Here is an 18,602-nt window from a genome sequence, read left to right as displayed (position 1 = left end):
TTCCGCCAGGCCTCTATTCTGTCGTTGATTGATATTTTACAGTTTAAATGTAGCACATAGCTGCCATTTCATAAAACAGCCTGTCAGCCGAAGAACATTTATTTGTCTTCTATTTTTCTTTGTAAAGTTTCTTGCCAGTCCACACTATTGCCATCGATGGAACTCCAGATGATTTTTCCTGAAGGATCAACCAGTATATATTTTGGCACATAAAATATAGGTGAAAACAGCGTAGCCGTTTCCCCGCTGGGAATGAAATGACTCCACTGCGTTATGCCTTCCCTGCGGATGTTTCGCTTCAAACTCTCTACGGATCCCTCCCTTGAAATAGCGATCACTTCAAATCCTTTTGCATGATAGTTGTCATAAAGTGGTTTGATCTGACGAAGGGCTTTTACGGAAGCATTAGACCAGCTGAGCCAAAAAAACAACAGCACATGCTTGCCTCTGAACTGCTCGAAGGAAAGGTTTTGTCCATTAATATCAACCGCATGAAAGTTAGGAAAAATGGCTCCTTTCGTGAGTTGTTTGATCTTTTCCATCTCCTTTGCACAATACTTTCCAACCCTGCTATTCCTGATCTCAGCCGTCAATTGGTTATAGAGCTTCATGGAAGAATCCAGGGGAATTGTTTGTAGACAAATGGCCAGTTGTATTGCACTGGCATAGGAAGAAGGATGGCGTGGAATAAAAGCCACTCTTTCTTTGAACTTCTCTTCTCTGATGCTGTCCATCTGCTGCTCTAACTGTTGCTCTTTGTTATTCCATGTCATCCGCTCTGTACTATCACTACTATTTATTCTTGATTTGATAGCCATTAGATAAATACTATTGACACTATCGATCTTTTGGTTAAGTTCATTCATCTTTTTAGTTAAAGGCTTGTATTCCTCCTGCGTTCGGGAGCCCTGCATTTCCATATAGGGGAACTTGAAATCTTCCAGGACAATGCTTTGTTTTCCCTCTTCCAGGAAGAAGGTGGTGTACATCCCCTGTGATTCCAAATGATGAATCATCCATCCCTCCTAACCCAAGAGGTGGCAAAAAGAAGGTTCTGAAATGCGGCCTTTGAAAACAAATTTTCCCTGCTTCAGGTAAGCCGTATCATAAATGTAATTGCTGAAATTGCCAGCCGTATCAGGATACCATAAAATCAAGGCTCCACTGTCCCTGCCAATGAGTTTACCAGAAAGTACAAATTCGCCACCTTTCAGCTTGGCTTTTGTTTGTGCAGTGGTATCTGTAATAACGCAGAATAATAAAAAAACAAATAAAAGTCTCATGCAAGTTTAGTTTCGGTTAACGGTCTTAGGTGTTTCTGTCAATGATGGAAGTCAGAGTTACACCTGCTTGGATAAAGATATACTGTTTAGTAATGATTTAGAAGCTGATTGTAGTCATTAAGCCATCATTGCTAAAACATTTTATGTTAGCCGCTTAGGGTTTAGTTCGCTTTCTGTCCAATCATCGGTTGTTTATTTGCTCTGGAAACTTCGATTGTTCCAAAACTTTGATGTTGTCGGTATGTAAACAATTCTTGTAAAAGTTCGTCTTTGGTGATTGTTTTCCAGATTTTATCCTGGCCGTGGCTTCCATTATAAAAACAATAATTGCTGCCTACTTTCTGGACTATGACTATCGTTCCCGCTACACTTTCTTCTGGGCTAAAAGGACGGAAATATTGAATTTCAAATTCCTCTGGTACAGAGTTTAAAAATTCAAAAACATCTTGAAATGTAGACTGCTCATTTATTTCAAAATGAAAAATAGGCCCAAATGGTTTCGGATTAACAATCCGGGAGAGCTTGAGGCCATTAATTTGTGAGGCAATTAGTCTGTCTTCCTCATCAAATTTATAAGGCGGGAAATTAACTGGTCTCCTTTTCTCTTTATCCACTGTCATTAAGAAGTATTAAAGTCCAAAATCGGTTGTATCCAGTAGCGGCCAACGAACCAGTATTGCTGCAGGTTGGATATTTTATAATGTCCAGCCTGGAACAAATGCTGATGTTTCAACGTCCAGCCCCACTTGCAGCAAAATTTTTGTTATCGGTTCGTTGTTTTTTTGTTTGTCGGTTCATAGTAAAGCGTTACTGCACCACTACTAAAGGTTTTAGTCTTTATGAGTTTAAAAATAGTCCTGTCTTTCATATTTTCAAATAATGGCAAACCGCTTCCTGCAACGACAGGGTGAACACAAAGTTGGTATTCATCAATCAAATTAAGTTCCATTAGCTGTATAATTAAACTCCGACTGCCAACTAAAATGTCTTTGCCCGATTGTTGTTTTAGTTCTAAAACTTCTTCTTCAATGTCTCGATTTGCCAACTTTGCACTTTCCCATTCTACATTTTTTAGCGTGTGGGAAAAAACTATTTTGGGGATTTTATCCATTATCACAGCAAAGTCGTCCATTGCTTTGTTACCGGTAGGGTTTTCCACTACCGTTTTCCAATATTCCATAAGTTGGTAAGTTATCCTTCCATATAGAACGGTGTCTGCGTTACTTAACAGGTCGGCATAATGTTGATGTAATTCTTCATCTGGAATTATTGCCGTGTGGTCGCAAAACCCGTCAAGTGTCATATTTATTCCTGCAATTATTTTTCTCATATTTAGTCTTTTTAATTGTCCGTCCTTTGCCAGCGGGGGTGTCGTTTTGCAATTCTGACTAACGATTTAAGATGTTCATGTGAGTGGAGGCAGTCTGAGTTACACCACTATATGTAAAGTTATGTAGTTCTATAGAGAAGCAAATGCTTGTAATATTAACTTCGGCCACCATTACATGAACATCAAGTTGTAGGTAGTATAACCCGGTTCAAAATGTCGGCCTCAAGTTGTAAGAGCGGAACTTTTATAGATTTGTTATTCTCACCGAAAGCATATTTTATTTTGAAAATCTCATATTTCTTTGTTTGGTTGTCTACGTCACCAGGAGCAAACACACCATATTCGAAGTCGATTTGAGAATTTGTTGTTATGCTTGTATCAATATTTCTAATCTCATTTATTTTACTCTTTTCAATCTTAGTCCCTTTTTGCAAGAGCCCACCCGCAAAAAACCTCCTGATTGTCAAAGTAGTGTCCGTGATCGAAACTTGATACAAAGGGAAAATAAAATCTAAAATGAAATATGCAATAGCGAAAAGTGCAAGATATGTATAGCTTTTGAAGATGATAATAAGAATAATTCCTGCCAGTAGTATGGCAAAAGTTAAGCGGTTAAATAAAAGTCTCTTATGTATATTTCTTTTATAATCCAAGGTCGAATCAATATTGCCTACAACGGTTTCAGGAGATTGGCAAAGGCTGGGTAGTCTGGGTTACCACAGCTTCACTGACTTTCTTTTGTTGTTATTGGTTTATAGCTGAAAGATAGTCATTCTTCCCAGCTTTTGTTAAACTCCATATTAGGCGTATTTGGTATCGCCTTAGTGAATGCAGCCCATATAAATGTCCGATTTGACTACAAATGCTTTTGGACTTACTTTTCTCAAGATGTCCAATGCACTGTCTGCACTGTTCTTTGTCTCGTAAATGCCTGTTACCAGTGCTATACTTTTTTCTCTGGCTTGCTCTAGATAGAAATTTAAGTATTCCAGACTCAACTCTTGCGATGGGAATCTGCGGGGATAATAGTCACCTGCGTACAGGTCATCTTCATCGTCCTCGGGTAAAGCAATCAAATCTTTTGTCACGTTATAGGTGCGATGCATTGTATCAATGGCTTGCCTTAAAGTATCATGCAGGGCAAGCATTTTGTCCCTGAGCGAATAATAATGTGTTCCTGTGTCAGCAATGACTACATAGCAGGTCTCAGTTTCACCTTCCTCACCAGCGATAGAATCTTTAATCAGCTCCACTGTAGCTTTTGCAGTGTCTATTTTAGAAATAGGTAAAATATCTTTATGATTCTCATTAGTGTCTACTGTGGAACCTTGTGACTGCGTCTCGCTGCAGGACACTATAATTATTGCAATGAAATATAGGAAAAGTCTGTTCATACAATTATGCCTAACGGAAAAGGCTTTGCGAAGGTTGGGCATTTATTGTTGGTCAGCTTAGCCTATACACAAAAGCTGATTAGTGATTGAATGTTTAAATTTATTACTTAAGCCCAACTTTTGCAAAACTGTTGTTGGCAGTAGCTTTTCTGTTTATCAGGTCACATGCCAATTCTAGTTTTTCATTTAGTTTATACAATGTGTCGTCCTTTAATTCCCAATTCGGCTGGTCTTTGATCATCCACTTATCAATGCGGTACGTTCTACCATTGCAAATAATAGTGTCATTTAGCACTGGTATGTCGTATCGCCGGTCTGCACCTTGTAAATCGTTTATATTTTTACCATCTTCAGTGAATATCCCGCCGTTATAGTATTGTACATTTAGTGGGGAAGATGATGTCAATACAATTCCCGAAGTGGGAACGGTCACCTTAACCTTATTAGAAAGAAAATTAGTCGGGAGAGTAGGTTGTCCTTCTACATTGTAAACAACAAGAACATGTCCTTTGTAGTTCCTGGGTAATGTAAAGACAAATGCCCCTTCAGTCTTGTAGTAATAAAACAATCCTACACAAAGAAGAAGGGTCTCAATACTAGTTTGTGTCCAAACTCTGGTTTTAAAGATTGCTCGAAAAATGATATAGACTACAAAAAGTCCGACTGAAAAGACGGTAATGACCATTCCGAAAAGCAGTCCCCAACCTTCTTCGCCAGAGTCTGCGATAAACCACCAGTACAACCCATACAGGAACAGTCCTAGGGATGCTATAAAGAATGGTGTTAGTTTGAGCTTCATATAAGGTTACTGCCAACAGTAGATAAATTTACGAACCAACCTCATCTAGGCAAGTGTATTTTTCCTAGCTCTATAACGAGCTGATTTGCATAGTCTTTCATAAACTTTTTAGTTCAGTTTCTTTATTGCCCATTCTGCATGAGCTCATCTGTAGTGCACAACTGAAAACAACAAAAACGAACTACTCCCTTTACCCTCCTCCCTAAATCCGCAATACGCCCAAACAGCCATTCTCTTGCCCATGTGCATCCACCTTCAGTCCGACTTCCTCCTTTTTCCACCATACCTTCCAGGCTTCCCTCTGCTCCCCACCCTCTACCCCACCAGCAATCCCCATGAACCATTCCCCCTTCACCACCTTCACATCAGCTATTTCCCTTTTGCCTGTGCTCATCATCCCTCTGACTGCCAGCTGTTTTCTCAGCCACTGCGGATCCCCCTGCATGTTCATATACAACCGGATAGCAGCCTGGTACACATGCTTCCGCTTCTTCCTGGGCAGTGTCTTTCGAAATGCCTCCTTCCTTTCCGCATCCGAGAGGATCCACTGGGCATACACCACCGCCTCTTTGAACAGATTCCTGCATTCCCTTTGCTGTTCAGAAGCTACCACTCCACTCATATCCGGGTAGCGGGTCACGATGGTCCTTTTCTTCCACTTCTTTTTCTTGTTGGCCCTATAGTGCTTCACCACAAAGCACTTCCCAATCGAGCCCCGGAGGATGCCCAGCAGCAGCCGGGACATCACTTTGCCCTCCACTACCACCAACCTGGTCCTGTTGTCAATGTAAAGCTGTTTCATCTTTTGATTCATTTACCCCCTAAAGCTAGGGCTGCCCACCCACCCCTCCAACCCCTCTGGCCGCTTTGGCATAAAATGGCAGGAAATGGCCGCTTTTGTCCGCCTCCACCTCCAGCTTTCAAGTAGGGATCCTTCGTACCTCAAGTATACCTGAAGCAGACCAACAGTATACCTACAGTAGGGCAAGGGTATGCCACCTTCGTTCCTAAACCTCTAAAAAGCATCTTCCCTTACCTCCGCCCTTATAAACCCCGCCCCTTCTATCCCTTTATTCGTCATTCCCCTTATGCTCCCGCTCTCAATAAAGTAATCTGTAAAACTGGATACTCCTGTAGTATATTATTCATTTCGAAAACAAATCATACCCAATGTATAAACTTGTATAATGGAAGTTCTCATTGTACCAAAGACCGGCAGAGGGCTTATCTATTCCATGTGCAGTTAGAAAACTAATACCGGCATTGAAACGTTTGATCCTATATCCAGCTCCTAATCCACCAAATACAGCTACAACCGAAGGCCTCGCATAGTCTCCATCAGAAAGTATCCTGCCTCCCATTTCGCCAATGCCTATCTTAGGTTCAATATAGAATTTGCGGATGTTTTGTTGATACCCTACTAGGAAAGGGATCAGGCGTGTCTTCACCTCCTTGCTCTCTATAGAATTCCTGTTCTTAAATTTTGAAACACCAATAGAAGCTGTAAGCTGGGCCGATTTGCCAATACCATATAAGCCTTTCATGAAAAAACCAAAGCCCTGGTCATTCTGATAAAAAGGGACAGTAACCTCACCATTGATGCTCAGTCCGTTATTTCCTTTTTGAGCATTCAGGCACGCATATACAAAAATGAACAGCGTTAAAAGAATCAATTGCTTGATCATAGATAACTGGCATTATCAATTGTAATGAGTTACAAAGATGAATAAACGCTGCATCAGGTGTATCAACCAGTCCTTTATTTTACCCTATACCCACTTCCATAATAAAAATCCAGTATCCGCTTCCGCAATAGGTAACCATACTTTGCCATCACCAGGTTCATATTAGCGCGGTCCAGGTTATTCTTGGCCACAAGGTAATCAACGGATGTGCCTACCCCCGCATTGAAGCGAACATCGGCTGCACGGAACGATTCAGTATAAGCAGCTACCTGCTCCTGCGATATTTTATAACGTTCCCATGCATTATTCATGTTCAGGTAAGACCGTTCCACCTCTTGCCGCAGCTGGATCTTTGTATTTTCTTCAGTGAGCGTTACATATTTAAGTTCAAGGTTGGCCAGCTTCACCCTGTTCCTGGTTTGAAAGGAATTAAAGAGAGGTACACGCAGACTTAATTCTATATTGGAAAAAACATTATTCCTTAATTGACTGTTGTAATCGATCCGCTCCGAAGAGTAATTGTTTACTTTGGTCACGACCGGCACTTTGTCTCCATTGACAATAACATAATTGGAACTGGATACTTCTGTTGAATTGAGCAGTACATCTCTTGAAGCTGCACTTGAATAGTTTGTATTCAAATTACCATTCAGTAATAGGGTAGGATAAAAAGTTCCCTTAATGGCCCTGACAGCAGCTGCTGAACTTTCTGTACGCAATCTGGCGGCTTTCACAAGAGCCAGCTCATTGACGGCATTGTTATACACATCAGCTAAAGAAGGCCCATACTTTTGCACCAGTTCTTCCATACCAATGCGCTCAACCTTCATCGCAGAATCAAATGGAAGCTGCATCAATTGCGCTAAGTTCAGTTTTGCAATAGCCAATGCATTCTGGTTATTGACCGCCGTTAGTTCATCATCCTTCAACTGTGCCTTTAAGTCGTATAACTGGGAAGGATTGATAGCGCCTTCCTTATGTAATATTTCCAGTCGCTCTACCTGTTTATTGGATACTTCTACTTGTTTTTTGGAAAGTTCAACAAGATCTTCATTGCTCAACACCAGTAAATAGGCAAGGATGACATCGAGCGACAAGTTATCCTTTACCTGTTGCAGTTCCATCTTTGAGGCATCAGATGCATATTGATATTGCCTGATGCTTTTCTGCTGACTCAAGCCATTGAACAGAACAACACTGCTCCCTAAACCATAACTGGCATAATTCACCTTCTGATTGACATAGCTGTTAGTAAATGGGTCAATGCTTCTCCCCTGGTTGATGCCATGATTGATAACGCCATTCAATGTAGGGAAGAGATTGGTTTTTGATTGCTTGTAATCTATTTCAGCTGATTGGGTTTGCAGTTCACGTTGCTTTACTTCTATGTTGTTCCTGATGGCAGTTTCGATACACTGCTCCAATGTATAGCTGCTTGACTGTGCCCGGGAGGCCATCGAAAAGAGCAGGAAAAAAGTAGTTATGGTCAATACGATCTTCATCACGAATGTACAGTTTGTGGAATATGCTGAATACGACCATCCAGCAGGTTTACAATGCGGCTGCCGTATGCTGCATTTTTCTCAGAATGTGTTACCTGGACAATGGTCACCTTGTCTTCCTCGTTCAGCTTTTGAAACAGGTTCATAATCTCCTCTCCCTGTGCAGAATTCAGGTTGCCGGTTGGTTCATCGGCCAGGATCAGCTTGGGTCTTGCAATCAGTGCCCGGATAATACCTACCAACTGCTGTTGCCCGCCGGAGAGTTGTGCAGGAAACAAATCCTTTTTGCCTACTATATTGAACCTGTCCAGCATATCGCTGACCATTGCTTTACGCTCAGCGGATTTTACATTCTGGTAAAGCAGCGGCGTCTCGATGTTCTCATACACGGTCAATTCGTCGATCAGGTGATACGACTGAAACACAAAGCCTATATGCTTTTTATACAATTCAACCCTGTGCTTTTCTTTCATGTCATAAACCGACTGCTCTAAAAACCGGTAGCTTCCTTCCGAAGGCAGGTCCAACATACCAATAATATTGAGCAGTGTAGACTTTCCGGAGCCTGACGGACCCATGATAGAGACAAAAGCCCCTGCTTCAATATTGAGGTTGATATCCTGTAAAACATAAACCCTGCTTCCACCTGCAGGATACCATTTGAAAATATGTTGCAGTTCTATCATAAAAGTGTTCGGTTGTAGATTTTAAAGTATTGATTCGCAAACCATACCAATTCAGTAAGTATTGAAAGCGAACAGGTTATAAATATCCTTTACTATAAGGTGTACTATTTTGATACACCTGGTGTTCTTTTCCGGTACATTATTCTGTACGTAAGTTCTTGGCAGGATTAGCAATTGCTGCCATATAAATCTGCGAACCAATCGTAACCAGCACCAAAAGAAGCAAGCCAAAGAAGCAAATAATCAAACTACCCAGCCCCAGGCTGATGCGGTTGGCAAACATGTTTAAAAACAAATAACCCAGGATATAACTTACCGGAAGTGCAATCAGTCCCGCAATAATGATCAATTTGATAAAGCCCCTGGAAAGCAAACTGATAATAGCAGCAACAGAAGCACCCATCACTTTGCGGATGCCAATTTCTTTACGGCGCGTTTCTGTTGTATACATCACCATTCCCAGCAATCCCAGGCAGGCAATCGTAACAGCAATGAAAGAGAGAAAACCCAACATGGAGACGGTAGTCCATGCAGACCGTTTTTCATACAATACGTCAGCCAACCAACGAATTTCAAACGGCTGACCAGCATTGTGCTGCAGCCAGACCGCTTTGATGGCCTGCAGGATTGTTTTACTGTCTCCTGCAGTTTTTACAGCAAGAAAGTTGAATTTGTTCATGCGGTTACGCAAAAGCAATGGAGTCACCGGTCTTTCCAATCCCTCGTAATAAAAGTTTTTCACTACTCCTGCAATGTGCACAACAGAGGAATCATCCAGCCATGCCATTTTGCCAATGGCATCTGTTGGATTTGCTATATGAAGCGGCTTCAGGGCCGCTTCATTGATTATAACGAATTGCTCACGTCCGGTATCAGCTACTGAAGGGAATGTATTGCCTGCCAGTAACTTTAACTCCATTACTTGTATGAAGTTGGCATCCACATCAAAATAATCTATATAGATAGGTTCAGCCTCCGGCTGCAGTTTGATGGGTGCATGCCCCGATGCATTGATACCCAGGTGTTCAGAGGTGGCTCCTGCCATTTGCACACCGCTAACTCGACTGATCTCTTCAGATAGGATCTGGTATTTAGAGCTATTCAGTGGCAAACTCAATACATGTTCCCGGTTGAAACCCGGATCTGCATTTGCCATGTAATTGAATTGGCGAGAGAAAACCGTTGTAAAAATGGTAATCACCAGGCATAAGGTAAATTGGGCAATGATCAAGCCTTTTCGAAATCGGTTGCCTCCAAATAATCGGACAGTAGATAGATTTTTCAGGACCTGCACCGGGTTGAAAGATGACAATGCCCAGGCTGGCAGAACGCCTGCCAGTAAACCTGTAAACAAACTAAATAACAAGAACCATCCCAGCAGTTCTATATCTATTTGAAAGCCGGCGGGTATCATCTCATCGCTAAAAGGCGCAAAGTCAATGATCATCTTTAGAAACACATAGGCTAGTCCCAAAGCCAAAAGGGACATGAAAAGAGACTCTACCACGAACTGACTAAAAATCTGGAATCGCTGTGCGCCAGAAACCTTACGGATGCCTACTTCTTTTCCTCTACTTAATGAACGGGCAATAGACAGGTTGGTATAATTAAAGCAGGCTGATAATAAAATAATGAATGATATGCCTATCTCTGCCAGAACTTTTCCCCGCGAGCCCGTTCTACCCAGGGAATAGAACAACTCTTCACCCAAAATGATCTTTGAAAAAGGCTGCACATCAAAAGCTATTCTTTCTTTGCTGTTATGATCAGACTGAAGCCTGGAAGCAATTTGTTGAACAGCCTGCTTCAGTTGTTTCTCAGTGGCACTTTGTTTTAATACTACGTAAGTGTATCCTGCAGTAACATTGTTCCATTGATCAAGAGCAGGGCTACGTTTCCCTGCTTTTTCAAGCAGCGGTACTGAAGACATGGAGAGATAGGCGTCGAAATCTATGTGTGACTTTCCTTTAACTGGACCGATGACACCTGCGACTTGAAAATCACCAAGGGTTTCCATATGAAGCACTTGACCAACCGGATCCTTACTCCCGAAAAACCTTTCTGCTGTCGCCTTAGTTAAAACAATACTATTCGGAGCACTCAAAACAGTAGTTGCACTTCCACGCGATAGAGTAAAACCAAACACTTCAAAAAAGGATTGGTCAGTAAAGGCTGCACGAATGGATAGCTCTTTGCTGGCAGTCACTGTCCTTTCTACTCCAACCGGGTATAATCGAACCCAATTTTCTAATACTGAAAAATCTTTTTCCAATACATCAACCAAAGGAAGTGGAGAACTGGCCAGGCGGTATTGAGCACCGTCCCTATTACGCAGATCGGTAATCAAACGATATATTCTACCAGTATTCGGATGAAATTGATCATATGCCAACTGGTCTTTGATGCGCAACAAAACCAGCATGCATATAGACATGCTGAGTGCTAACCCGAAAATATTGATGAAAGAAAACAGCTTGTACTTCAACAAATTTCTAAAAGCTACTTTAAAATAATTCCTGATCATAATTACTTATTATAAGGCTTTACTCAGATCGTAAATTCTGCACAGGATTGGTACGCGCAGCTTTAATGGCCTGCACACTTACTGTTGCCAATGCAATCAGGATGGCAGTACCACCCGCTGCAATAAATACCCACCAGTTAATATCAATTCTGTAAGCAAAATCTTCCAGCCATTTGTGCATGGCCCACCAGGCAACCGGAGAAGCAATAACCAGGGCAATCAACACGAGTTTCAGCAAATCCCTGGAAAGTAAATTCACGATGTTGGCAATAGTAGCACCTAATACCTTGCGGATACCTATTTCTTTCACACGTTGCTCTGCTGCATAGGTAACCAGTCCAAACAAACCCAGGCATGCGATCACAATCGTCAGGATGGCAAAAGATATGGCAACCTTACCCACCCGTTGCTCACTACGGTATAATTCGTCAAAAGCATCATCCATAAAACGATAGTTAAAGGGCATGCCGGGGGCCATCTTTCTCCATATTTGCTCAACACTGCCGACCAGCTTTTGGATATCACCTGAATGCACTTTAAAAGAAGCAGTATAGTCGCTGTTACCCAGCATCATACACATAGGGCCAATGTTTTGACGCAATGATTCAAAATGAAAGTTTTTAACAACGCCAATGATCTCATAAGCTACAGGTTTGTTCAAATCATCAAATCCATATAATTTCTTTCCAATAGGGTCATCATATCCGAATAGTTGAGCCGTTGTCTCATTGATGATCGTCGACAACGAATCGCTACCAAACTCCCTGGAGAAGTTCCGCCCCCTTACTATTTGCATACCTAGCGTTTTGATATAATCATAGTCCACAGTCCATCGCTGCATATCCAAACCGCTTTTCACATCAATAACCGGCGTCTTAAAAATTGATACATCATTGCGGGCTGATGAAACAGGAAGGAAGGCACTATAGGTACCGCTGCTGACACCTTTCAGGTTCAGAACTTCATTTTTAAAGGCCTGTACATTCTGCTGCAACGCATTAGCACCATCTATAATCAGTACCTGGTCTTTATCGAAGCCTAAGTTCTTTGTTTGTATGTAATGCAACTGACTGTAAACGACGATTGTACCGATGACCAACACAATAGATGTAACGAATTGAAATACCACCAATGCACTCCGCAAACTGCTCTTCTTAAAATGGCTATTGCTATTCCCTTTCAACACCACAATAGGTTTAAACCTCGAAAGGAATAAAGCCGGGTACATACCGGCAAGAATACCAACTACAAAAGGCAATGGGATCAACATGCTGAGCGCGGGAGCATTCAAGAGATCTCGTATAGAAAGATCTTTTGCAGCAACATCATTGAAAAAGGGTAAAACCAAAACTGCAATCACCAGGGCAATCAACATGGCGATGAGCACCATGACAGTGGATTCAACTAAAAACTGGGTAATGAGTGCCTTTCTTTCCGTACCCAATACCTTACGGATGCCTACTTCTTTTGCACGGTTGGCTGAGCGGGCTGTAGACAAATTCATGAAGTTGATGCAAGCCACCATCAATACGAAAAGAGCAACAGCACTGAATATGTAAACATATTGGATGTTGCCATTGGGTCTGAATTCAGGGAACCGGTCTGAATACAGGTGAATACGAGTTAAAGGCATCAGGGAATAATGGAGCTTATTGCCTGCTTTCTCAAATTCCTCCATGCTGTTGATTTCCATGAATTGTTTCGCCTGCGGTATAAGGTACTTTTGAATGACTTGCTTAAAGTTCTTTTCAAATGCCTTATAGTCTGTGCCCTTTTTCAGAACAATATAGGTTTGAAAATTGTTGCTTAAGAAATTACCCCATTGATACTCCACATTATCCATTGAAAAAAGAAAATCAAAACGGAAATGTGAATTGTGTGGCATATCCTTGATGACGGCTGTCACTTTATAAGGTACATGCTCTGCTTCTATCACCTTCCCTAATGCATTGGTTGTACCGAAATATTTTTGAGCAGCAGATTCTGTGATCACTACCGTATTCGGTTCGTTCAGAGCCGTTTTAGTATTGCCTGCAATTGCAGGAAAAGTAAACACGTCGAAAAAGGTAGAATCTGCATGGGTCACATCTTCCTCTGTGATATATTGGTCTCCCTTCTTGATCAGCTTTGGACCATTGCTGTTATAAATGCGGGTATATGCTTCCACCTGAGGGTAGTCATTTTTTAACGTTGCCCCCATGGGATCAGAAGCAACCGTAAGACGCAAATCACTCCCACCAAACCTGACATCTGTATGAACACGGTAAATGCGGTCGGCCTTTTCGTGAAAGCGGTCAAAACTAAGTTCATCCACCACGTACAGCACAATCAACAAAAAACAAGACAGGCCAATAGCCAGACCCAAAATATTCAGGATAGAAAAAGTCTTGTTCTTTCTTAGATTGCGCCAGGCAGTTATAAAATAGTTGCGAAACATAAGTTCAGTTTTTAGTTTACTCTGTTTTCAAACTATTCACAGGGTTTGCTATAGACGCTTTGATGGCCTGGAAGCTCACAGTCAATAAAGTAATGCCCAATACTCCGGAAACTGTAACGGCAAAGATCCACCACGATATTGAAGTACGATACTGATAGTTTTGAAGCCAATCATTTAAAAAATACCATGCTAGTGGAACAGCAACCAGGCAAGCAGTCATCACTAGCCCTACAAATTCTTTCGATTGCATTTTCCAAAGATTAAATACGCTTGCCCCCAGTACTTTGCGGATACCAATTTCTTTGGTGCGTTGTTCAGCAATAAAAGACGCCAAACCAAACAAGCCAAGACAGGAAATGAAAATCGCAAGAATGGCGAAGAAAGCGGCAAGGTTACCGATCCTTACTTCATTGGAATATTTTTTAGCATATTCATCATCAACAAATTTGAATTCTAATGGATCGCCTTGATTATACTTTTTGAATACAGATTCTATTCTGTTCAATGCATCACTTACAGGAATGGTTGGCTTTATTCGCATTGTAATAATACCCATCCATCCTCCACAAATGAAAATAGACGGCTCCATAGGTTCGTAAGGCGATTGCGTCAGCATATCCTTAACAATACCGATTATTTGATACGTCTTCCCTTCAAACTTGATCAATTCACCAACAGGGTTTTTAAGGCCGGTCATCTTTGCCCCGGTTTCATTCAGTATAACAGATCCGGAATCTGACGGAAAACTTTTAGAGAAATCACGTCCCTCTTTTATTTGCCAGCCAATGGTTTTGCCAAAGTCATGCGTTACGTTTACATTCCTGTAATAAACCACCAAACCAGGGTCTTTACCCTTCCAGTCAATGCTGTTGTTATTGCTAAAGTGTGATGCTGGCTGTGACGATCCAGCCATATTTTCTACTGCTCCTGTCTGCAGCAAATCATTTCGTATGGCATCAAAATGCTTTTTCAAATCATCAGTAAGTGGGACAGTAATCAATCCATTCCGTGCAAAACCTGCAGGCCTGCTTTTAGCGTACTGGATCTGCCTGAAAACGATAATGGTACCAATGATCAATGATATGGAAACTGTAAATTGTAATACCACCAGCACTTTGCGGGGCAACGATGCCATAGGTCCAGCCTTGAAAACTCCTTTGAGCACTTTTATGGGGTCGAATGCTGATAAATAAAATGCTGGATAGCTTCCTGAAACAATTCCTGTGATCAAAGTAAGGCCTGCTGCCAGTAACCAGAATAGAGGCCAGCTCCAGGGAATGGCCATTTGCTTATCCGATAAATCATTGAAAAATGGAAGGGATAATTGAACCAGTATGATAGATAGTAAAAATGCAAGTGTTGCCATGAATATAGATTCCCCAAGAAATTGCCCGATCAGTTGCCTTCTTAACGATCCCACTGTCTTGCGAACACCTACTTCCTTTGCACGTTTACCACTTTTCGCTGTTGAAAGATTCATAAAATTGATGCATGCCAGAAACAACACAAAAAAGCCTATGACACCAACCATATGTACAAGTTGTATACGGCCGCCAACAGCTTTACCGTTTTTGAATTCAGTATATAAATGCAACTTGCTGAAGGGATGCAGCATGATCTCCTCTTTAAAATCCTTTATATGAGGAGTAGGAACGTTCTTAATTTTTGCAGTAGTTTTATCAATGTCAGCCCCCTCATTTAATTGCACGAATAACACGCCACAGTGATTACTCCACGCTGTCTGTTTGCCCAGCCAGTTTTCATTGTTACCCCAGGGCAATAGCAATTTCACATCGTAAAAGCTTGAATTATGGGGCAAATCTTCATAAATGCCTCCAACGCTCAGATTGAGCCTGTTATCGATCCTTACTACTTTATTGATTGGGTCAGCTTTGCCAAATAGAGCTTTGGCAAGTGATTGTGACAGCAGAATGAATGAAGGATCCTTCAAAACATCTCGCCGGCCTTTTACCATGTTAAGCGTGAACATTTCAGGAAATTCATGCTGTACCCACATACCTCTGCTAGGTAACTTTACATCTCCTGCAGCCACTATAAGTTCATTATTCCATGAACCCAGGGAAACATGTTTAAAATCACCAGAATATTGGGTTCGAAGTGCATCACCCAAAGGCATGGCAATCGTTTCCCCAGTATAAGTTTCCCCTTTATATGTTTGGTTCAGCATCACCTGAGCCAGGTGCGATTGATGCTTGAAATTGGAATTGTACGAAAGTTCGTCCCAAACCCATAATCCGGCCAGTAAAGCAACGGCCATGCCTGTTGCAAGTCCTGCAATGTTGAGGATTGAATGTAATTTACTTTTCAGCAAATAACGCCACGCGGTTTTCAAATAATTGCGGAACATCTTTATAACTTTATAAGTTTACAGATTCATCTATCATCTATCATCTATCATCTATCATCTATCATCCATCATCCATCATCCATCATCCATCATCCATCATCCATCATCCATCATCCATCATCACATTCGTCATTCGATTCATTCGTCATTCGCATCATTCTGTTCTCAAACTTTGCACAGGGTTTGCAAGGGCAGCCTTGATAGCCTGGTAACTTACGGTCAATAAAGTAATCAATAGTGCACTCAGTATGGCAAGAACGAATATCCACCAACTGATCTCTATACGGTATTCATACTTCTGCAACCATCCATGCAAAAAATAATAGGCAACCGGAACTGCGATACAACAGGAAATAATGACCAGCACAACAAAATCGACAGACAGCATTTTCCATAGGTTATAAACGGTTGCTCCTAACACTTTGCGAATTCCAATTTCCTTTGTGCGCTTTTCTGCTATAAATGAGGCAAGCCCAAACAATCCCAGGCAGGAAATAAATATGGCGAGGACAGCAAAAACTGAAGCCAGTTTGCCAATGCGTTCCTCAGCTGCGAACTTTAGCCCATATTCCGTATCCGCAAATTTGTAATCAAAAGGAACTGCAGGCACCAGCTTTTTAAAAATGGCATCAATTTTTGCCAGGGCCTGGCCGGCGCTTAAGTTTGGATTGATCTTGATATTGATCCAGCTATCTGCTGCGCTATAATTCACCAGATAAATGGTCTGCCTGACAGGTTGGAATGGCGACTCCATCACAATATCTTTGACAACTCCAACTATTTTTAGAGGGTAACCGTCCCAATCTATAATTGTATTGACAGGATTTTTTAAACCCATGTACTTAATGGCTGTTTCATTGAGAATAATGCTGTAGGCTATTGTAGAGTCGGGCTCAGGACCTATTGAATCTGTTGCGAATTCTTTCGAAAAATCTCTGCCTTCTTTGATTTGCCAGCCAACAGTTTTGCCATAATCATGTGTAATCCATATTGTGGCAAATTCACCAACTTTATTGGGGTCTTTATCCGGCCAGTCAAAACCACCATTATTTGACCAAACGCCTGTTAAAGGACTGCCAGATTTAGCTACTTCAACAGCAACACCAGAATTTTTCAGTTCGCTGTTTATAATAGTAGACTTGACTGCCAAATCAGGTGACTTTATTTGTATCATTAGCAGACTATTTCTGTCATATCCCACCGGCCGGTTTTTTGCGTGTTGTATCTGCCGGTAAACGATAATAGTCCCACAGATCAAGGCAATTGAAACAGTAAACTGTAATACCACTAAAATCTGACGGGGAAGCGATGCAAACCGTCCTACCCGGAAGGTGCCTTTTAGAACTTTGACCGGATTGAAAGAAGACAGGTATAGCGCCGGGTAACTTCCAGACAGCAGACTCGTTATGATGATAAAAACAAGACTTATGAGCCAGAAATATGGATTTGCCAAAGGCATGGTTATTCTTTTATCAGAAAGTTCATTGAACCATGATAAAGAGGTTGCGACAATGATCACTGCCAGTACAAAAGCAAGGACAACCACCAAAAATGATTCACTTAGAAACTGACTGATCAACTGGTACCGCATGGAACCTATTGCTTTACGAACACCAACTTCTCTTGCCCTCTTCTCACTACGGGCTGTGCTCAGATTCATGAAGTTGATACAGGCCAGCAATAACACAAAAAGGCCAATCAAACCAAACATCCAGACAAATTGAATGCGTCCGCCCACATTGACACCATTCTTCCATTCAGAGTACAAGTGCCAGCGGCTCATGGGATTCAGGAATATCTCATAATTAAACTTCTTATCTTCTGCATCCACATTTTGCTGTTTTGACATTTTGATTTTTTCAGAAACACTTTCAAATGTCGTGTTGGGCTGTATTTGCACGTAAATGAGAAAAGAATTATTACCCCATTTATCCCTGGCATTTTTCATCCAGTCGTTATTAGCCATCCACAAATCCCATGATGAAAGAAACTTTACGTTTTTAAATTCTGTATTATAGGGCAGATCCTCGTACACACCTGTAACCTTTACATCCATGCGGTTATTGATTCGCATCATTTTATCCATAGGATCTTTATCGCCGAATAACGCTTTGGCTACGGAGGCTGATAACATGATGGAAGAAGGATCTTTCAAGCCTGCCCACGTACCTTTTATCATTTTCAATGATAACATTTCAGGAGCACCAGCCTGCATAAATCTTCCTGTACTGGAAATTTTTATATCACCTACAGATAAGATATGATCCCCCTCCCAAAAGGACATCACAATGTGTTTGAAGTTGTTTCCATATTTGTTGCGCAGCTCAAATTCTAATGGACGTGGCAGAGAAATCTGAGTAGATTGCTCACCATTAAAACTTTGCTTTTGCATTACCTGCGCAATGGAGTCGTAATTCTTGTGGTATTTATTATAGGACAATTCATCATAGATCCACAAGCCAATTAAGATGGCCACAGCCATACCAATCGCGAGCCCGCCAATGTTAATGAGGGAATAACCTTTACTTTTTATAAGGTTCCTCCAGGCAATGATAAAATAACTACGGAACATCTTTAAATCTTTATGAGTTTAT

The 18,602-nt window shown here is 41.4% G+C and carries 15 protein-coding genes; all 15 read right to left on the bottom strand.

Going from position 1 to position 18,602, the window contains the following annotated elements; all coding sequences use genetic code 11:
• Positions 1 to 98: 98 nt before the first annotated feature.
• The 15 genes from OCK74_RS05640 to OCK74_RS05570 all read right to left on the bottom strand — a co-directional run bounded on the left by OCK74_RS05640 (position 99) and on the right by OCK74_RS05570 (position 18,580).
• Positions 99 to 1,016 (bottom strand): peroxiredoxin family protein, encoded by a 918-nt coding sequence (locus tag OCK74_RS05640; protein ID WP_279296034.1) that lies wholly within the window; start codon positions 1,014 to 1,016, stop codon positions 99 to 101.
• Positions 1,017 to 1,025: 9 nt separating this feature from the next.
• Positions 1,026 to 1,283 (bottom strand): DUF4369 domain-containing protein, encoded by a 258-nt coding sequence (locus OCK74_RS05635; protein WP_279296033.1) that lies wholly within the window; start codon positions 1,281 to 1,283, stop codon positions 1,026 to 1,028.
• 161 nt (positions 1,284 to 1,444) lie between these two features.
• Positions 1,445 to 1,903: a hypothetical protein gene (locus OCK74_RS05630; RefSeq protein ID WP_279296032.1), complete on the bottom strand. Its 459-nt coding sequence runs from the start codon at positions 1,901 to 1,903 to the stop codon at positions 1,445 to 1,447.
• Between the two features lie 143 nt (positions 1,904 to 2,046).
• Positions 2,047 to 2,613, bottom strand: a complete 567-nt coding sequence (locus tag OCK74_RS05625) for a dihydrofolate reductase family protein (RefSeq protein WP_279296031.1) — start codon at positions 2,611 to 2,613, stop codon at positions 2,047 to 2,049.
• Positions 2,614 to 2,795: 182 nt separating this feature from the next.
• Positions 2,796 to 3,266, bottom strand: a complete 471-nt coding sequence (locus OCK74_RS05620; RefSeq protein ID WP_279296030.1) for a hypothetical protein — start codon at positions 3,264 to 3,266, stop codon at positions 2,796 to 2,798.
• Positions 3,267 to 3,434: 168 nt separating this feature from the next.
• Entirely contained in the window at positions 3,435 to 4,007 is a 573-nt protein-coding gene (locus OCK74_RS05615; protein ID WP_279296029.1) for a hypothetical protein, read from the bottom strand.
• 103 nt (positions 4,008 to 4,110) lie between these two features.
• Positions 4,111 to 4,806 (bottom strand): hypothetical protein, encoded by a 696-nt coding sequence (locus OCK74_RS05610; RefSeq protein ID WP_279296028.1) that lies wholly within the window; start codon positions 4,804 to 4,806, stop codon positions 4,111 to 4,113.
• A 202-nt stretch (positions 4,807 to 5,008) separates the two neighbouring features.
• On the bottom strand, positions 5,009 to 5,608 hold the full coding sequence (locus OCK74_RS05605) for a hypothetical protein (RefSeq protein WP_279296027.1): 600 nt from the start codon (positions 5,606 to 5,608) through the stop codon (positions 5,009 to 5,011).
• A 343-nt stretch (positions 5,609 to 5,951) separates the two neighbouring features.
• On the bottom strand, positions 5,952 to 6,491 hold the full coding sequence (locus OCK74_RS05600) for a hypothetical protein (RefSeq protein ID WP_279296026.1): 540 nt from the start codon (positions 6,489 to 6,491) through the stop codon (positions 5,952 to 5,954).
• 74 nt (positions 6,492 to 6,565) lie between these two features.
• Positions 6,566 to 7,993 carry a TolC family protein gene (locus OCK74_RS05595; RefSeq protein WP_279296223.1) on the bottom strand — a complete coding sequence of 476 codons (1,428 nt, stop codon included), beginning with the start codon at positions 7,991 to 7,993 and terminating at the stop codon, positions 6,566 to 6,568.
• Positions 7,993 to 8,679, bottom strand: coding sequence for an ABC transporter ATP-binding protein (locus OCK74_RS05590; RefSeq protein WP_279296025.1), 687 nt, complete (start codon positions 8,677 to 8,679; stop codon positions 7,993 to 7,995). The genes OCK74_RS05595 and OCK74_RS05590 overlap by 1 nt, the downstream gene beginning before the upstream one ends.
• A gap of 139 nt (positions 8,680 to 8,818) precedes the next feature.
• A complete protein-coding gene (locus OCK74_RS05585) occupies positions 8,819 to 11,203 on the bottom strand; it encodes an ABC transporter permease (RefSeq protein WP_279296024.1) in 2,385 nt (794 codons plus the stop codon).
• 19 nt (positions 11,204 to 11,222) lie between these two features.
• Positions 11,223 to 13,640 (bottom strand): ABC transporter permease, encoded by a 2,418-nt coding sequence (locus OCK74_RS05580; RefSeq protein ID WP_279296023.1) that lies wholly within the window; start codon positions 13,638 to 13,640, stop codon positions 11,223 to 11,225.
• Positions 13,641 to 13,656: 16 nt separating this feature from the next.
• The gene (locus OCK74_RS05575) at positions 13,657 to 16,008 is read right to left on the bottom strand and encodes an ABC transporter permease (RefSeq protein ID WP_279296022.1); all 2,352 of its coding nucleotides are present in this window, start codon (positions 16,006 to 16,008) and stop codon (positions 13,657 to 13,659) included.
• A 154-nt stretch (positions 16,009 to 16,162) separates the two neighbouring features.
• The gene (locus OCK74_RS05570; RefSeq protein ID WP_279296021.1) at positions 16,163 to 18,580 is read right to left on the bottom strand and encodes an ABC transporter permease; all 2,418 of its coding nucleotides are present in this window, start codon (positions 18,578 to 18,580) and stop codon (positions 16,163 to 16,165) included.
• Between the last annotated feature and the right edge of the window lie 22 nt (positions 18,581 to 18,602).

Source organism: Paraflavisolibacter caeni (genome assembly GCF_025628885.1).
GTDB lineage: Bacteria > Bacteroidota > Bacteroidia > Chitinophagales > Chitinophagaceae > Flavisolibacter > Flavisolibacter caeni.
Note: the sequence above shows the minus strand (reverse complement) of the source record. Positions and strands in the feature narration are given on the sequence as shown.